Raw genomic sequence first — 17,191 nt, forward strand, 5'->3', positions numbered from 1 at the left:
TAATTAATAATTTATATCTACATTTATCTTCTTATTAACTAACTTTTTTATCTGAACAGATAAGTCTCTTTGAAAGCAAATATTTTGATTACCAGACAAAAGGTCCTTAACCACTACTGTCATATCAGAAACCTCTCGTGCGCCAAGAACTAAAGCTACAGCAGCACCAAACCTATCTGCACGTTTAAATTGTTTCTTAAAGCTAGTACCACTAAAATCATTCATTATACGTAAGCCAGGGATTTCTTCACGAAGCTGATTAGCAAGTTTTATAGAGGGAAGCGTAGCATACTTGGAAGAAGCTACTATGTACACATCAACAGTGCGATGAACTTTAGTTAACTTAAGTTTTTCTAGCATTAAAACTAAACGTTCAAGTCCAATAGCAAAACCAATAGCAGGGGTCGCTTTCCCACCAAGCTGTTCAACTAAACTGTCGTAACGTCCACCTCCACAAACGGTACCCTGTGTTCCTAAAATTTCAGTTACCCATTCAAATACAGTACGATTATAATAATCTAATCCACGAACTAAACGAGTATTAATAGTATACTTAATACCAAGTGAATCTAAAGATTCACATAAACTAATAAAATGTTTATGTGAATCTTCATCTAAGTATTCAGAAAGATTAGGTGCATTATCTAATATATTTTGAATACTGGGATTTTTAGTATCAAAAACACGTAGCGGATTAACATACATTCTCTGTCTTGATATCTGATCTAACAAGTCAATATGCTTTTCTAAATATGATATTAAAACACTACGATATCTTATACGAGTCTCTAAAGAACCTAGGGAGTGTAATTCTAAATGAATATATTTATCAATACCTAATTCATACCAAAGACGTGAAAGCATCAGGATTAGCTCTACATCAATATTAGGCCCCTCTAAACCAAATACTTCAGCTCCAAATTGATGGAACTGACGATAACGACCTTTTTGTGGACGCTCATGACGAAACATAGGCCCCATATACCATAAGCGTTGTTCTTGATTATATAATAAGCCATTTTCAATACCAGCTCGTACACAACCAGCTGTGCCTTCAGGACGTAATGTTAAACTTTCACCATTATGATCCTTAAAAGTATACATTTCTTTTTCAACAATATCGGTGACTTCACCAATAGAACGACTAAATAAATCAGTCATTTCAACTATTGGAATACGTATCTCACTATAACCATATTCACCAATTACGTTTCTAATAATATGCTCTAGCTTTTGCCAAAGAGAAGATTGTCTTGGAAGACAATCATTCATACCGCGAATTGCTTGAATTTTTTTTATCACAGAAAATTACCGTAATATAGTTATTATTAATTATAAGTATTTAATTTTCGGTAACATCAATACGATTTTTTTTATCAAGCATTGATGCCTTAATCCGAATTTTTTTTTCTAGCTGACTTATAAGCTTATCATTATTTATTCGCTCTTTTTGACGATTCCCATCTTCATAAAGAGTACTTTTTTTATGGAGTCCAGCTAGACCTAAATGAGAAAGCTTAGCTTCACCTGGCCCATTAACAACACAACCAATAATGGATACATCCATTGAAGTTATAATATCCTCAAGACGCTTCTCCAAAGCATTAACAGTTCCAATTACATCAAACTCTTGACGCGAACAACTTGGACAAGCAATAAAATTAATGCCTCTGGAACGAATTCGTAAAGATTTTAGTATATCAAAACCAACTTTAATTTCTTCAACAGGATCTGCAGCTAATGAAATGCGTAAGGTATCACCAATTCCCTGCATAAGTAATAAACCTAAAGCCAAAGAAGATTTAACAGTACCAGCGCGTCTACCACCAGCTTCAGTAATACCTAAATGTAATGGTTGATCTATTTTTCTTGAAAGAAGACGGTATGAATCAATAGCAAGAAAAATATTAGATGATTTTACACTGACTTTAAATTGTGAAAAGTTTAAACTATCAAGAATATCAATATGTCTCATTGCTGAATCGACTAAAGCAGATGGTGTTAATTCCCCATATTTCAATTGAATATCTTTTTCAACTGAACCACTATTTACACCAATACGAATTGGAATATTTTTATCGCGAGCACAATCTACAATAGAACGAACCCTCATTTTATTACCAATATTACCAGGATTTATACGCAAACAATCGACACCATATTTAGCTACCTGAAGGGCAATACGATAATCAAAATGAATATCTGCCACTAATGGGATAGATACTTGCTTCTTAATTAATTTAAAAGCTTCAGCAGCATCCATAGTTGGTATTGAAATACGAACAATATCCGCACCAACTTTCTCTAAATTATGAATCTGAGTAACAGTTGCGTTAACATCTGTCGTTCTAGTATTTGTCATAGATTGTACTGATATGGGAGCACCATCACCAATGGGAACATGACCAACATAAATACGAGTAGAAGGGCGACGTTTTATAGAAACAGTATATTGCATGTTACTTTTTTAAGCTAAAGTGAATCTAGCTACTTTACCTGAGGTGTATCTAGATAGGTCAATAGATTTACCCGCAAATGTCATGGATACACTTTCTGGGACACCCAAAATAATATTCAATGGTAGTACACTAATTAATTCTAAATTGTGACCTGCTTTTTTTATCCCTGTAGATAGCAATCTTCCAGAGGAATCCTTAACTTGTATCCAACAATCAGATTGAAATGACATCGTAAGTATTTTTTTATCTCTAGATTCCAGAGAAATAGGGAATAATTCGTCTTTAACTAAAGCTAGTTCTAAAGAAGTATCTAACTCTTTAATAGATGAAAATTCATCTAAATTTTCATTATTAGTGGCTTTAGACACTACCATTTTTTCAATAGTAGGCTCATCAAGTACATTAGAGCTTAACATAATATTAGTAAAGTGACTATTATTAGCTAATTGTCCTGTTTCTTGGGTTGAAGAAAATATTCTCGTATTATCACCAAGAGTTACAGCAAGTCTGCTTTGTTCTTTCTGTTGCCACCACCAAAAAAAGGAAATAGCAATAATCATAGAAAATATTCCCCATGTGAGCATCATAATCCAACTATCACGACGGTCTTGTTTAGTTTTTTTTGAAAAACTTAACATTCTATATTCTTGATATTGAATTTCACCATAATTTTTTAAAGCATAGGATACAATTGATTCATCTAGACCGATCACCTTAGCATATGAACGTAAGTAACCACGAATAAACGTTACTGCTTGACTAGATGTAAACTGATTTTCTTCAATGCTTTGGATAACAAATAAACGCAATTTTAGTCGATCTGCAATATCTTTTTGAGAAAAACCAAGTTTTTTTCGGTGAACTTTTAATATAGTTCCAATTTTTTCTTTCTGTTGTTCAGTACTCATTTTTTTATTTATTCTTTGACTGATTTTGAAACTGAGCATTCTACTATTTAAATCCAACCTACCATTTTAATATAGATTCTTGTATTTAAAAAGAACTTGTAGAAATAAAGTAAATAACTAATCGATGTTTTTTTAACCTTTATTAAAAAAATAATACAAATCTAGAATAGCTGTTTTACTTATTTATGGAATTAATTTAGCGTTTATTATACTATTATCTCGACTAGTTCGATCAATAAACCCTCCCACTAACTGTCCACATGCAGCATCAATATCAGCACCACGAATTTTTCGCACTGTAACAGTATAATTATATTCTATTAATTTTTTGAAAAAACGAGACATTCTAGAACTACTCGTTCTATTATAAATAGAACCTGGATATGAATTAAAAGGAATCAGATTAATCTTGCATGGTGTATCTTTCATCAACTCAGCTAGTTCACAAGCATGGTCTACTTCGTCATTAATATGATCCAAAAGCACATATTCTAGTGTAACTTTTCCACGATTAGCGTGTGAAGAACTAATATAACGACGGACCGATTCGAGCAACTCTTTGATCCCCCAACGATGATTTATAGACATGATGCTATTGCGTAATGTATCATTAGGCGCATGTAAAGAAAGAGCCAGAGCTACATCTATATTACCGGTCATTTTATTAATACCTGACACAATACCCGAAGTTGAAACAGTAACATGACGTTTTGATAAGCCAAAAGCAAAATCATCTAGCATTAAACGCAAAGCTGGTAGGAGATTTTTTACATTGAGTAAGGGCTCTCCCATTCCCATAATTACTATATTACTAATTGGATAATAAGAAAACTGTTTTTTCATAACAATTTCACGTGCTGCCTGCCAAACTTGTCCAATTATTTCAGATACTTTAAGATTCCTATTAAAACCTTGCTGTGCTGTTGAACAAAATGAACAATTAAGTGCACAACCTACTTGAGAAGAAACACATAATGTAGCACGAGCATTTTCAGGAATATACACAGTTTCAATATTTTGATCCCCAACTCGCATAAGCCATTTTATAGTGCCATCAATAGAATATTTTGTTTTGCAAATCAAAGGTGCTTGAATTTTACATCTAAACTTTAATTTCTTTATTAATTTTTTATTTAGATTAGTCATTTTATCAAAATCATTCACACCAAAGTGGTAAATCCACTTCATTACTTGCTCAGCACGAAACGCTTTTTCTTTTAATTCTTCGACAAAAAAACTACGCAAACTTGAACGATCAAAATCAAATAAATTTACAATATTAATAATTATGTACCCTCATACCCACAAAGACGGCGTGAATAAATTTCAGAGGAAGAGAAAAAAAAATTAATTTCACGAGCAGCAGATTCCAAAGTATCTGAACCATGAATAGAATTATGACAAATATCTAAAGCATAGTCAGATCGAATTGTCCCACATACTGCTGTTTCAGGAGGTATTGTACCTATCAACTCACGGTAACGAATAACCGCATTTTCCCCCTCTAAAACTTGAATAATAACAGGACCAGAAGTCATGAATTGTTTAAGTTCAAGAAAAAAATCTTTATCCTTATGCTCAAAATAAAAATGATCTACTTGTTTTTCAGTTAGATGAAGCATTTTAACCGCAATAATTTGAAAACCAGCTTTTTCAATTCGGAAAAAAATTTCACCAATCAAATTCCTTTTTACTGCATCAGGCTTAATAATAGAAAATGTTCTTTCTAAAGGGCTCATTTAATCATCCTTATTAAATTTACTTTAAAATTTTTTTCTTCATTAAGATAAAAACACTTCTAGTAATAGAAGGAGGATACTCAAACTTAACCTAAAAAGAGAAATAATCAAAATAAAAAATACACCTTAGTTTTCTGATTCGTCTATCCAACATAAAATAATAGCTTCTAAAATCTTTTCATTTGAATGATTAGGATCATCATCAAAATCATCTAACTCTAAAATCCAACGATACAAATCAGTAAACCGCACCGTTTTTGGATTAATATCAGGAAATGCGTTATATAACTCAATTGCAATATCACGTGAATCTGTCCATTTCATTATAAATTACCTCATTTAATTTGGATAAAGATACCTAATTTTGAAATAATCAATCTAATGATTACTAATATCTCTCAGATATATGATTTAATGTATATTTAGGAATCTCTATCACTAAATCTACATCAAGGATTTTAGCTTGACAAGAAAGACGTGATTGAGGATCAAGTCCCCATGCTTTATCTAACATATCGTCTTCTAATTCATCACTTGGTTCTAAAGAATCAAACCCTTCATGAATAATGACATGACAAGTGGTACATGCGCATGATTTTTCACAAGCATGCTCAATATCTATGCCATATCTCAAGGCTACATCAAGAAGTAACTCACTAGGTTTTGCTTCTAATACCACTCCACTTGGACAAAATTTCTCATTTGGTAAAATAATAATTTTTGACATTTGATCTCTTAAATATCGTTAATTGATTTTCCTGACAAGAGTTTTTTAATTGACTTATTTATTCGACGAGTAGCAAAGTCTGTGCTAGCATCATCTAATTTTTTTATTCCATTTCTAATTTTATCAACACTAATACCGTTAGAAAGTTTAGTTAATTTATTAATTGCATTAAATAGTTCATCCTTTTCAAAATCCGATAACATTTTATCACCATCGATTTGAATCGCTTTAATCAGACTATCAATAATACGCTCCGCCTTTACTCTTTGTTCTGCAAGGGCACGAGCATTTATATCTTGTTTATTATAACGCAAAGATTTTCTCAATATTTCATGAATTTCATCATTACTAAAAGCAAAGGAATGCTTCACTTGAATGGCTACTTTCTTTCCAGTACTTTTTTCAACAGCAGTAATAGACAATAAACCATCAGCATCAACTTGGTAAATTACTTGAATACGAGCAATGCCCGCAATCATAGGTGGAACTTTCAGAGTAAATTTAGCTAATGAACGACAGTTACTAACCATTTCACGTTCACCTTGAACGACATGAATAGTTATTGCTGTTTGAGCATCCTTAAATGTTGTAAACTCTTGTGATCTTTCTACTGGAATCGTAGTATTGCGTGGAATAATTTTCTCAACTAAACCACCTGCAGTTTCAATTCCTAAAGATAAAGGGGTGACATCTAATAAAAGCATATTTTTTGCATTTACATTTAGTTTATTACCAACTAAAAGATCAGCCTGAATAGCGGCACCAATTGCTACAACTTCATCAGGATTAATACTAGTTAATGGAGTACGACTAAAAAAATTAGCAACCATTTCACGTACTAATGGAATACGAGTTGAACCCCCTACCATAATTACTTCCATAATTTCCTGTACATCAACTTCTGCATCTTTTAAAGCTCTATTACATATTAGTAAAGTTTGCTTTACTAAAGGTTTTATAATCTTATTCAAGTCTTCACAAGTGATGATTCCAGTCCAACCAAAAATTGAAACTTCAACTGAAGTTACATTAGATAAAGATATTTTTGCATTAGTTGCAACATCAAGCAATATACGACTCTGTTCAGCAGATAATTCGCCCTCTAGATTAATTTTATTGAGAAGATGCTCTGCAATCAAATAATCAAAATCATCTCCACCTAACTCAGAGTTTCCTCCAGTTGATAAAACTTCAAAAATACCTGATGATAATCGTAAAATTGAAATATCAAATGTACCACCACCTAAATCATAAACTACAATAATGCCTTCTTTACTTGTTGATTCTAAACCATAAGCAATAGCTGCTGCAGTTGGTTCATTTAACAGACGTAAAACATTAAGACCAGCAACAGCTGCTGCATTTTTAGTGCTCATACGTTGAGCATCATCAAAATAGGCTGGTACTGTAATGACCACCCCGTCAAGTTCACTACCTAATGCTTTCTTAGCTCGATAACTAAGGACCTTTAAAATATCAGATGAAATTTGTATAGAACTTTTATCGCCTTGATTAGTTTGAAACACTGGCAAACCACCAGTTCCTTTTTTGAATGAATAAGGCAAAAATGAATATCGCAAGCGAATATCATCAAGTGTACGCCCAATAAATCGCTTTATAGAAGTAATAGTACTATTAGAATCAGATTGGCCTTTTTCTTTTGCATTATAACCTACTAATACATCCTTATGTGTATAATGGACAATAGAGGGAAGAACACTTCGATTTTCATTATCTAAGCAAGTTCTTACTTCTCCATTTTTAACAATAGCTACTAATGAATTTGTAGTACCAAAATCTATTCCTGCAGAAGATTTATTTTTATTCAAAGAATGGTTTTGAACAGGTTCTGAAATTTGAACTAATGCCATATATGAATATGTCCTATTTTCTTTATCCTAGAATCTAGTTAAATAATTGATCTTCAATTTGCTCAATCCGGTTTTTTAATTTATCAAGAAATTTAAGTTGATTAACTCGTCTTTCTGCTTTTATCCACATATTATCCTGAAATTCCTGTTCTAGTAATACCAAATGATGTTCATATAAATTACTAATCTTACCATCAAAATCTGCAAGAGCAGATTTTGGATTAGTACCAAAAGATAGTTGATCTAATTCATCATGTAATTCTATATGCTTCACTAAAAATTCAGTGTCTTTAAATGGTTTTTGTCTAGAAATTTGTATGCCCTTTTCAGCTAACAAGTATTCAGCGCGACTGATAGGAGACTTTAAAACTCGATATGCATCATTAAGTTGCAAAGTTTTTTTAAATGCTGCTGAACGCTTCTCTTCTGAAGCAATTATAAAATTATCTGGATGAAAACATCTCTGGAGTTTTCTAAATTTAATAGAAAGAGAAACCTTATCCAATCCAAATTGCACTGGCAAACCAAACAATTCAAAATAATTCATCAAAAACAGTTCTCAGACCTAAGTTTTTTAATAAAAAAATAAAACAACATAAAATAACATTAAACATTAAAGCTTTCACCACAACCACACTTACTTTTTACATTTGGATTATCAAATTCAAAACCTTCATTCAAGCCATTTTTAACATAATTGAGTTTGGTTCCATCAAGATGGAGCAAACTTCTAGAATCAATAATTAGTTTTACTCCCATGCAACATTCAAAGACCTTATCATCTTTATTCAGTGTATCAGCAACCTCTAGAAAATATGTCATCCCAGAACAACCAGAGGCTTTTATACCAACCCGTAAACCAATACCCGAACCTCTATTTTTTAGGCAACTTTTAATCCTTCTAGCTGCTATTTCTGTCATCGTGATTGCCATATAAAACTCTCTAAATCAGGTTAGAATGCTAAATGCTATCTTTTTAAGCAGTAAAATGTTTTTTTTTATAATCTTCAATTGCTGCTTTAATTGCATCTTCAGCTAAAATAGAACAATGAATCTTTACAGGAGGAAGCTCTAACTCTTCAGCAATTTCTATATTTTTAATAGAAATTGCTTCATCAATACTTTTACCTTTAACCCATTCAGTAATCAATGAACTAGAGGCAATTGCACTACCACAACCATACGTTTTAAATCTAGCATCTTCAATAATACCTTTAGATGTTACCTTAATTTGCAGTTTCATAACGTCACCACATGCTGGAGCACCAACCATACTACTTCCTACATTTGGATCTTCTTTATCAAAGGAGCCTACATTTCTTGGATTTTCATAGTGATCAATTACTTTTTCGCTATATGCCATAACCTTTAACTTTACCTCTAATGACTTAACCTCTAACTAATATCCTTTTTTATTTTACTTATCATGTCATGATATTGAAATTATTATTTAATGATGAACCCATTCAAAAGAGTTTAAATCAACACCATCTTTATACATATCCCAAAGAGGAGACATATTACGCAACTTCTTCACTGAAATACAAATTTGACGTACTGCATATTCAACTTCCTTTTCCGTTGTAAACCGACCAAACGAAAAACGAACTGAACTATGTGCAAGCTCATCATTAAGACCTAACGCGCGTAATACGTATGATGGTTCTAAACTAATTGAAGTACATGCGCTACCTGATGATACAGCAAGGTCTTTCAAAGACATCAATAAGGATTCACCTTCAACAAAAGCAAAACTAATATTTAAGTTATTAGGCAATCGTTGCTTTAAATCACCATTAATTGTTACTGCTTCCATATTTTCAATACCATTTAAGAAAATGTTACGTAACTTCTTGGCATGTATTAAATCTTTCTGCATATCTTCTTTGGCAATACGGAAAGCCTCTCCCATTCCAACTACTTGATGAGTAGCTAATGTACCAGAACGAAAACCACGTTCATGACCACCACCATGCATTTGTGCTTCTAAACGAATACGCGGTTTTCGACGGATATAAAGCGCTCCAATACCTTTAGGACCATAAATTTTATGTGCAGATAGGGAAATTAGATCTGCATGTAACTTTTGTACATCAATAGGAAGCTTTCCCGCAGACTGTGCTGCATCAATATGAAAAATAGCTTTATGCTCACGACATAAATCACCAATAGATGCAATATCTTGAATTACGCCTATCTCATTGTTTACATGCATAATAGAAACTAATATAGTATCCTTCCGTATAGCTGATTGCAGCTTATTAAGATCAATAATTCCATTAACTTCAGGCTTAATATAAGTTACTTCAAATCCCTCTCGTTCCAGTTTACGACATGGATCAAGCACAGCCTTATGCTCTGTTTTACAAGTAACAATATGCTTACCCTTTTTATTGTAAAAATGAGCAACACCTTTGATTGCAAGATTATCAGATTCTGTTGCGCCCGATGTAAATATAACTTCACGAGGATCCGCATTTAGCAGATTTGCAATTTGCTCACGAGCTAAGTCAACTGCCTCTTCTGCCTGCCAACCATATCGATGAGAACGAGATGCAGGATTACCAAAATTACCATCCATTGTCATATATTGAATCATTTTCTTAGCAACACGGGGATCAACAGGACATGTAGCTGAATAATCAAAATAAATAGGTAATTTCATTTTTTACTCCAAAAAATAAAAATTATCATGGAAGATGGCTAATTTAAATAGAACTTTTACTTGAAAATATTTGAAATTTCAAGCAGTTGAGTATTATTCATAAGTTCACCTAGTGTAATAGTATGTAAAAGCTCACTAATACGTGAACCTAACTCTTTCCATAATGCATGCGTTAAACAAGGTGCACCAGCTCGACAATCTGTTTTTCCATTACACTTCGTTATATCAACAGATCCATCTACGGCAGTAATTATAGTACCAATTGAAATTTCAATTGAATCTGCACCAAGTTTATAACCACCTCCTGGACCACGAATACTAATAACTAACCCTGACTTACGTAATTTTGAAAATAACTGCCCTAAATAAGGAAGCGAAATACCTTGGCGTTCTGATATATCTGAAAGAGATACCGCTCTTTCTCTTGAATACAATGCTAGATCTAACATAGCAGTTGTTGCATATCTTCCTCTAGAGGTAAGTTTCATAGCAAAATATTAGATTTCTTTTACATGGGAAGGATTTTTACATACCTGACTAAAATAGTCAAGTATTATAGTGTGTAATCCAAAATAAGATAACAAATATTGAATACTCAAACAATGTTATTAATTTCTTCTAGTGATGCCAGAAAAAGTATAGTTTTCTGTGAATTCTATACTTCCATTTTTTGAGAATCATAGTACACTTGCTTCAAAAGTATTATTCTCTAATATAATAGAGAGGAGAGTTATATGCATCCAATGCTTAATATTGCGATTCGTGCTGCAAGAAAGGCAGGTAACCATATCACTAAGTCCTTCTCAAATTTTGGTAAACTCAAATTAACTCAAAAAGGACCAAATGACTTCGTCACAAATATAGATAAAGAAGCGGAAATTATAATCATTGATATTATTCAAAATGCATATCCTACACATTCCATTCTTTCAGAAGAAGTGGGATTTATCAAGGGGAATCACAGCAATGTGCAATGGTATATTGATCCACTAGATGGAACAAAAAATTTTATAAAATCCTTACCACATTTTGCAGTATCAATTGCAGCTAGTATAAATAATAAAGCCGAGGTTGCCTGTGTATATGATCCAATGCTTAATGAATTATTTACAGCTCAACGTGGGGCAGGTGCGAGATTAAACAATACACGTATCCGTATTAAAGAAGTTAAGGAACTAAAAAATATGATTGTAGCGACTAACTTCCTATTTAAAAATAAAAAATACTCTGATTCTTACATAAAGATAATGACTTCTATGCTGACTAATTTTTCTGGAATACGCTGTACTGGTTCTGCAGCTTTAGATCTTTGTTACCTTGCAGCAAGTCGGATTGATGCTTATTTTGAATTAGCTTTAAAACCTTGGGATATAGCTGCAGGGATACTAATTGCTAGAGAGGCTGGTGCTATTTTAACAGATTATGCTGGGGGTATTGAATATCTGAATTCAGGAAACTTAGTTGGTGCAGGTGCGAGAAACATAAAATTTATCATTAATCAAACTCGTGAAATAGCGGAACTGACTAAAATGCATTAAAAAGATAAATTTTTCAATAATAGTTTCATTTAACTAACGGAAATTGCATTTTTTTTAACTAGTAATTTTATTTTTTTATCTCTATAAAATTCATCAGAGAGAATTACTCTGGCGAGTTGGTTTTCTATTTTTTGTTGTATCGCTCTCTTTAATTGTCTTGCGCCAAATAGCGGGTCAAAACCAATTTGAGCAATAAAATCTAAAACATCGTTCGATACATTAAGTTCGTAACCATTTATTTCCATACGATTAATCAAATTTTCTAACTCAATCTTTGCAATTTTTTTTATATTATCTATAGTAAGAGGATTAAATACAACATTTTCATCTATTCTATTTAAAAATTCTGGACGGAATTGTTTATTAAGTAGACCCATGATTTCATTTTTAATTTCTTGGTAATCTAGAACTGTATTTCTTTGAATCCATTCTGATCCTAAATTGGATGTCATAATTATAACTGTATTACGAAAATTAACAGTACGGCCCTGAGAGTCTGTTAAACGCCCATCATCAAGCACCTGCAATAAAATATTGAATATATCAGGGTGTGCCTTTTCTATCTCATCTAATAATATTACAGAATAAGGTTTTCTACGTACAGCTTCTGTTAAATAACCACCATTTTCATAACCAACATAACCTGGAGGAGCACCAACTAAACGAGCAACAGAATGTTTTTCCATAAACTCTGACATATCTAGACGAATTAAAGAATCTTCACTGTTAAACATAAAATATGCTAATACTTTACAAAGTTTTGTTTTCCCCACCCCAGTTTGTCCTAAAAATAGAAATGTTCCTACTGGTTTATTTGGATCAGATAAACCACATCTATTTCGTCTAATAGCATCAGATACCACCTTTATAGCTTTGCTTTGACCAATGACCCTCTGATGTAGGAAATTTTCCATACAAAGTAATTTTTCTTTTTCTTCTGTAAGTATTTGACATACCGGAATACCTGTTTGCTTAGAAAGTACTTCTGCAATTTCATGGTCAGTTACTTTATTACGTAACAGTGTTGATTCTTTTATTTCAGATTGAATAATTTGCTTTAATTGCCTTTCTAACTTAGGAATACGGCTATACTGTAACTCTGACATTCTATTTAAATCAGCAATTCGAGCTGCACATTCCATATCTATTCGAGCTTGCTCTAATGCACTCTTCATATATTGAGCATCTGATAACATTGCTTTTTCCGAATTCCATATTTTTTCCAGTTTAGAAAAAGCATTTTCTTTATCTTTTAATTCTAATTTAATAGTCTCTAATCGCTTCTTACTAACCATATCATTTTTACTATTTAATGCTTTTTGCTCAATTTTAAGTTGAATAATTTTTCGTTCAAGCTGAACTAAAGATTTTGGTTTAGAATCAATTTGCATACGAATACTTGATGCTGCTTCATCCATTAAGTCGATAGCTTTATCTGGCAATTGCCGATCTGAAATATAACGATGTGATAAACTAGCTGATGCTACAATAGCAAGATCTGTAATTTCGACATGGTGATAAAGTTCATAACGCTCTTTTAGACCACGTAATATTGAAATAGTATCGTTTACTGTAGGTTCATCGATTAAAATTTTTTGAAAACGACGCTCAATAGCAGGATCTTTTTCAATATACTGACAATATTTATCTAAAGTTGTCGCACCTACACAATGTAATTCACTACGAGAAAGAGCTAGTTTTAATATATTTCCAGCATCTATTGCATCTTCAGATTTACCTACACCTGCTATAGTATGCAACTCATCAATAAAAAGTATTATATTACCTTCTTGATGAAAAATTTCATTCAATACTGATTTAAGACGTTCTTCAAATTCAGCTCTATATTTTGCACCAGTTATAAGTGCTACCATATCAAGAATAAGAAGACGTTTTCCTATCAATCCTTCTGGAACTTCATTATTTACAATACGTTGTGCTAACCCTTCAACAATAGCAGTTTTCCCTACACCAGGCTTTCCAATAATAACTGGATTATTTTTACTTCTTCTTTGTAGTATTTGTATAGTCCGACGAATTTCATTATTTCTACCAATTACAGGGTCAATCTTTCCTTCCTTTGCATGCTTTGTTAAATCAATAGTAAACTTGTTTAATACTCCTTTTAATTCTTTAGTATTGCTAATATTAATTTGCTTACTTTTATGCATTTGCTCTATTACATCTAATAGTTTTTCTTCTGTTAGATAAAATTTTTTTAACAAAATACCTAGAACGCCGTTATCTTCAATTGCTGCAAGTAAAAATACTTCAGGTGATATATAAGAATCTTGACGTTTTTTTGCTATAAGATTACATAAATTAAATAATCGTCCTATAGAACTAGAAAATTTCAGTTCATTATCAATACTACTTGCCTTTGATACATTTTCTAAAAAGAAATTTAATCTTGAATTCATTTGAAAAATATCAATATCTAGCATAGTTAATAAAACACGAATAGAATTTGCACTTCGATCATCCAGTAATGCACGCATTAAATGTATGGGTTCTATATATTTATGAAGATGACTTAATGCTAAATCATAACTATTAGAAATAGCTAATTGTAATTTATCAGTAAACCTATCCAGATGCATCTCAACTCTCTTAAAGCAATTTAATTAAAAAATAAATTACCTTTTTTACGTTTATAATTTAGGGTATTAATCTTCAATCCAAATAAAAGAGGCCTGACGTCCAGTAACACCATCTCGCCGATAAGAAAAAAAACAATCATTATTGAAAGTACATAACCCACTATTGACTACCTTTGTTACACCTATTTTATGAAGTAATTTGCTTGCTAGTAAAGGTAGGTTAACTAGATATTTATTAACAGATTGTTTCAATTGAAAAGATTGAAACATACTAATATCAGCATCAACAAATGCCTGTATGACTTCTTCTCCGACTTCAAAAAATGAATTACTAATTGTAGGGCCTAACCAAGCAATAACCTCTCCATCAAATTTATTTAACGCATTCTCAATTATGCCATTAGCAAGACCCCTCCAACCAGCATGCAATGCAGCAATTTGAGTACCTCGTATATCAGTAAGCAAAATAGGAAGGCAATCAGCCGTCATCACAGCACAAATAATATTATCAGATTGAGTGAAAATTCCATCAGCTTTTAGTATATCAATAGGTGGATAAAATACTTCTTCCACGCAATTTGAATGAGTCTGTTTAAGCCAAACAGGATATGATGGCATAGCAGTCAGTTTTGTTAAATACTGGCGATTTTTATGAACTAAATCCAAATCATCTCCAACATGAATGGAAAGGTTTAATTCATTGTATGGAAAGGAAGAAAAACCACCAACTCGAGTTGATGATATAGCTTTAACATGTTTAGGCACTACCCAATTAGGAATGATATAACTGAACATATGTTTATAAATTATAAGATCTAATATCCTCACGAAAAATTTTTATCATTGAAAGGATATCGCTGGGTAAAGAAGAATGAAACTTCATCATTTTTCCTGTTATTGGATGCTTAAATTTAAGGGTACTAGCATGTAAAGCCTGACGATCAAAAGCACGAATCATTTCAACTAATGTTTTTGAAGCTCCTTTTGGAATTTTCATGTAAGCACCATAAGAATAATCACCTAACAAAGGATGTTGTAAATAAGACATATGAACACGAATCTGATGAGTACGTCCTGTTTCTAAACGCAAGTGAAGGTGAGTATATTCACGAAAACATTCAATTACTTGATAATGAGTAATTGCATACTTACCTATTGGAGAAACAGCCATTAAAGTACGTTTAGTTGAATGACGAGAAATAGGCTCATCAATTTTTCCAGAAAAAGTAATTGTACCAATAACAATGGCTTCATATTCACGAATAATATTTCTTTTTTGAAATTCCTGAACAAAATATGTATATGATGGTAATGTTTTTGCGATAATCATTAAACCTGTAGTATTTTTATCCAAACGATGAACAATACCAGCTCTCGGTATTTTTTCAATACCTGGGTAATGATAAAGCAATGCATTCAGCAAAGTACCATCATACGTTCCAGCACCAGGATGAACAACAAAATCACGCGGTTTATTTATCACTAAAAGATAATTATCTTCATAAACAATATCAAGAAAAATATTTTGAGCTTCCAAGTGTTGCTTTTTATTCTGAAACTCAAGTTCAATTCTGATTGTTTGTCCCATTTTTACCTTGGTACTAGGTTTGGTAATTATTAAATTATTAACATACACTTTGCCATCTAAAAGCCATTTTTTTATAAGAGAACGAGAAAAATCACTAAATAATTCAGTTGCAGTTTGATCTAATCTTTGTCCTGACTGATTATTTTTTACTATATCTATTAATTTAATCTGATTGAACATATTTGAACTTTTTTAAAAATTATGAGATCAACAACCACTATTATGGGATAATCTGAACTATTATATCCAGCACTACTATTAATTAATAATAGAAATTGCAATTATTTAAATGCAAGGAAATATATTCTTATATATGAAAAAGAAAGTTTTATCATATTTATTTACATTATTGTTATTGTTTGGTTGTTCAATGCATAAAGAAATAGTTCCTAATATTGAATCTTCTGACTCTTACTTAGAAAGAGAAAATATTTTAAATTCTTCTAACTGGTCAGTTTCTATTAAAAAACTAGAAGAATTACATTATCTTTATCCTTTATCTCCATATGCTAAACAAATACAATTAGATCTTATTTATGCTTACTATAGAAATAATGATTTGACATTTGCTCTTGCTAACATCAAACGTTTTTCTCAATGGAATTCAGCTCATGAGAAAATGGATTGGGTATTATATATGCAAGGTTTAACACATATGAAACAAGACAAAAACAAATTGTATGATTTCTTCCGTATTAATCGAAGCGATCGAGACACTGAACTAACAAACATATCTATAACTGATTTCAAACAATTACTAGAACGTTATCCAACTAGTTCTTATGCTAAAGACGCTAAAAGATATATATTTGAACTTGAAAATCGATTAGCAGAACATCATTTAGCAATAGCTTATTTTTACTTAAAAAGAAGAGCTTGGATAGCGGCAATTAATCGTACTCAGAAAATCCAAAATAAATATCCACATAATAAACGAATAGTTAAAGAATCTCTAAAAATCCAATTACAAGCCTATCAAAAATTGAGATTAAAAACAGCTATTGAAAATACTAAAAAATTAATAAAAACATACCAATAAGATACTAAAAAATAGTCTAATTTATATGCTGTCGTTTCTTTAAATTAATATTTTAGT

The 17,191-nt window shown here is 31.7% G+C and carries 17 protein-coding genes and 1 pseudogene; 2 read left to right on the top strand and 16 right to left on the bottom strand.

All coding sequences use genetic code 11. The features are described 5' to 3' along the window. Positions 1 to 3: 3 nt before the first annotated feature. From hisS to CF66_RS04400, 13 genes and pseudogenes are all read right to left on the bottom strand, one after another. Positions 4 to 1,302 carry a histidine--tRNA ligase gene (hisS, locus tag CF66_RS04340; protein WP_034411832.1) on the bottom strand — a complete coding sequence of 433 codons (1,299 nt, stop codon included), beginning with the start codon at positions 1,300 to 1,302 and terminating at the stop codon, positions 4 to 6. A 40-nt stretch (positions 1,303 to 1,342) separates the two neighbouring features. Then, positions 1,343 to 2,458: a flavodoxin-dependent (E)-4-hydroxy-3-methylbut-2-enyl-diphosphate synthase gene (gene ispG / locus CF66_RS04345; RefSeq protein ID WP_016503976.1), complete on the bottom strand. Its 1,116-nt coding sequence runs from the start codon at positions 2,456 to 2,458 to the stop codon at positions 1,343 to 1,345. A 9-nt stretch (positions 2,459 to 2,467) separates the two neighbouring features. Further along, positions 2,468 to 3,367, bottom strand: a complete 900-nt coding sequence (locus CF66_RS04350) for a RodZ domain-containing protein (RefSeq protein WP_034411833.1) — start codon at positions 3,365 to 3,367, stop codon at positions 2,468 to 2,470. A gap of 183 nt (positions 3,368 to 3,550) precedes the next feature. Further along, on the bottom strand, positions 3,551 to 4,657 hold the full coding sequence (gene rlmN / locus CF66_RS04355; protein ID WP_034411834.1) for a dual-specificity RNA methyltransferase RlmN: 1,107 nt from the start codon (positions 4,655 to 4,657) through the stop codon (positions 3,551 to 3,553). Then, positions 4,654 to 5,106, bottom strand: a complete 453-nt coding sequence (gene ndk / locus CF66_RS04360) for a nucleoside-diphosphate kinase (protein WP_034411835.1) — start codon at positions 5,104 to 5,106, stop codon at positions 4,654 to 4,656. The genes rlmN and ndk overlap by 4 nt, the downstream gene beginning before the upstream one ends. A gap of 126 nt (positions 5,107 to 5,232) precedes the next feature. After that, positions 5,233 to 5,430 carry a Fe-S cluster assembly protein IscX gene (iscX, locus tag CF66_RS04365; protein ID WP_016503972.1) on the bottom strand — a complete coding sequence of 66 codons (198 nt, stop codon included), beginning with the start codon at positions 5,428 to 5,430 and terminating at the stop codon, positions 5,233 to 5,235. A 64-nt stretch (positions 5,431 to 5,494) separates the two neighbouring features. Next, a complete protein-coding gene (gene fdx / locus CF66_RS04370; RefSeq protein ID WP_016503971.1) occupies positions 5,495 to 5,833 on the bottom strand; it encodes an ISC system 2Fe-2S type ferredoxin in 339 nt (112 codons plus the stop codon). 8 nt (positions 5,834 to 5,841) lie between these two features. Next, positions 5,842 to 7,704 (bottom strand): Fe-S protein assembly chaperone HscA, encoded by a 1,863-nt coding sequence (gene hscA, locus CF66_RS04375; protein WP_016503970.1) that lies wholly within the window; start codon positions 7,702 to 7,704, stop codon positions 5,842 to 5,844. Between the two features lie 34 nt (positions 7,705 to 7,738). Then, the gene (gene hscB, locus CF66_RS04380) at positions 7,739 to 8,251 is read right to left on the bottom strand and encodes a Fe-S protein assembly co-chaperone HscB (protein WP_016503969.1); all 513 of its coding nucleotides are present in this window, start codon (positions 8,249 to 8,251) and stop codon (positions 7,739 to 7,741) included. A 59-nt stretch (positions 8,252 to 8,310) separates the two neighbouring features. Continuing rightward, on the bottom strand, positions 8,311 to 8,637 hold the full coding sequence (gene iscA, locus CF66_RS04385; RefSeq protein ID WP_016503968.1) for an iron-sulfur cluster assembly protein IscA: 327 nt from the start codon (positions 8,635 to 8,637) through the stop codon (positions 8,311 to 8,313). 43 nt (positions 8,638 to 8,680) lie between these two features. Continuing rightward, positions 8,681 to 9,067, bottom strand: a complete 387-nt coding sequence (gene iscU, locus CF66_RS04390) for a Fe-S cluster assembly scaffold IscU (protein ID WP_034411837.1) — start codon at positions 9,065 to 9,067, stop codon at positions 8,681 to 8,683. 87 nt (positions 9,068 to 9,154) lie between these two features. Then, positions 9,155 to 10,369, bottom strand: coding sequence for an IscS subfamily cysteine desulfurase (locus CF66_RS04395; RefSeq protein WP_016503966.1), 1,215 nt, complete (start codon positions 10,367 to 10,369; stop codon positions 9,155 to 9,157). A gap of 68 nt (positions 10,370 to 10,437) precedes the next feature. Continuing rightward, positions 10,438 to 10,857: pseudogene (locus tag CF66_RS04400) on the bottom strand (Rrf2 family transcriptional regulator); the annotation flags it as partial. 246 nt (positions 10,858 to 11,103) lie between these two features. Between CF66_RS04400 and suhB the strand changes: the two are divergent. Further along, complete coding sequence (gene suhB, locus CF66_RS04405) at positions 11,104 to 11,907, top strand: inositol-1-monophosphatase (protein ID WP_016503964.1); 804 nt, start codon at positions 11,104 to 11,106, stop codon at positions 11,905 to 11,907. A gap of 29 nt (positions 11,908 to 11,936) precedes the next feature. Here the strand turns inward: suhB and CF66_RS04410 are convergent, their stop codons facing one another. The 3 genes from CF66_RS04410 to rluD form a co-directional block, all read right to left on the bottom strand. Beyond that, complete coding sequence (locus CF66_RS04410) at positions 11,937 to 14,507, bottom strand: AAA family ATPase (RefSeq protein ID WP_034411839.1); 2,571 nt, start codon at positions 14,505 to 14,507, stop codon at positions 11,937 to 11,939. Between the two features lie 66 nt (positions 14,508 to 14,573). Beyond that, positions 14,574 to 15,302 carry a peptidoglycan editing factor PgeF gene (gene pgeF / locus CF66_RS04415; protein WP_034411877.1) on the bottom strand — a complete coding sequence of 243 codons (729 nt, stop codon included), beginning with the start codon at positions 15,300 to 15,302 and terminating at the stop codon, positions 14,574 to 14,576. Positions 15,303 to 15,306: 4 nt separating this feature from the next. After that, positions 15,307 to 16,275 (bottom strand): 23S rRNA pseudouridine(1911/1915/1917) synthase RluD, encoded by a 969-nt coding sequence (rluD, locus tag CF66_RS04420; protein WP_016503961.1) that lies wholly within the window; start codon positions 16,273 to 16,275, stop codon positions 15,307 to 15,309. 133 nt (positions 16,276 to 16,408) lie between these two features. Between rluD and CF66_RS04425 the strand changes: the two genes are divergently transcribed. After that, positions 16,409 to 17,134: an outer membrane protein assembly factor BamD gene (locus CF66_RS04425; RefSeq protein WP_034411841.1), complete on the top strand. Its 726-nt coding sequence runs from the start codon at positions 16,409 to 16,411 to the stop codon at positions 17,132 to 17,134. The last annotated feature ends 57 nt before the right edge of the window (positions 17,135 to 17,191 follow it).

The organism is Candidatus Photodesmus anomalopis (assembly GCF_000731785.2).
GTDB lineage: Bacteria > Pseudomonadota > Gammaproteobacteria > Enterobacterales > Vibrionaceae > Vibrio > Vibrio anomalopis.

Coding starts and splice junctions, on each gene's coding strand:
- fdx (WP_016503971.1), bottom strand. CDS start 5,833: ATGTCAAAAATTATTATTTTACCAAATGAGAAATTTTGTCCAAGTGGA.
- iscX (WP_016503972.1), bottom strand. CDS start 5,430: ATGAAATGGACAGATTCACGTGATATTGCAATTGAGTTATATAACGCA.
- rluD (WP_016503961.1), bottom strand. CDS start 16,275: ATGTTCAATCAGATTAAATTAATAGATATAGTAAAAAATAATCAGTCA.
- ispG (WP_016503976.1), bottom strand. CDS start 2,458: ATGCAATATACTGTTTCTATAAAACGTCGCCCTTCTACTCGTATTTAT.
- CF66_RS04395 (WP_016503966.1), bottom strand. CDS start 10,369: ATGAAATTACCTATTTATTTTGATTATTCAGCTACATGTCCTGTTGAT.
- iscU (WP_034411837.1), bottom strand. CDS start 9,067: ATGGCATATAGCGAAAAAGTAATTGATCACTATGAAAATCCAAGAAAT.
- hscA (WP_016503970.1), bottom strand. CDS start 7,704: ATGGCATTAGTTCAAATTTCAGAACCTGTTCAAAACCATTCTTTGAAT.
- hscB (WP_016503969.1), bottom strand. CDS start 8,251: ATGAATTATTTTGAATTGTTTGGTTTGCCAGTGCAATTTGGATTGGAT.
- iscA (WP_016503968.1), bottom strand. CDS start 8,637: ATGGCAATCACGATGACAGAAATAGCAGCTAGAAGGATTAAAAGTTGC.
- ndk (WP_034411835.1), bottom strand. CDS start 5,106: ATGAGCCCTTTAGAAAGAACATTTTCTATTATTAAGCCTGATGCAGTA.
- CF66_RS04350 (WP_034411833.1), bottom strand. CDS start 3,367: ATGAGTACTGAACAACAGAAAGAAAAAATTGGAACTATATTAAAAGTT.
- suhB (WP_016503964.1), top strand. CDS start 11,104: ATGCATCCAATGCTTAATATTGCGATTCGTGCTGCAAGAAAGGCAGGT.
- pgeF (WP_034411877.1), bottom strand. CDS start 15,302: ATGTTCAGTTATATCATTCCTAATTGGGTAGTGCCTAAACATGTTAAA.
- CF66_RS04410 (WP_034411839.1), bottom strand. CDS start 14,507: ATGCATCTGGATAGGTTTACTGATAAATTACAATTAGCTATTTCTAAT.
- CF66_RS04425 (WP_034411841.1), top strand. CDS start 16,409: ATGAAAAAGAAAGTTTTATCATATTTATTTACATTATTGTTATTGTTT.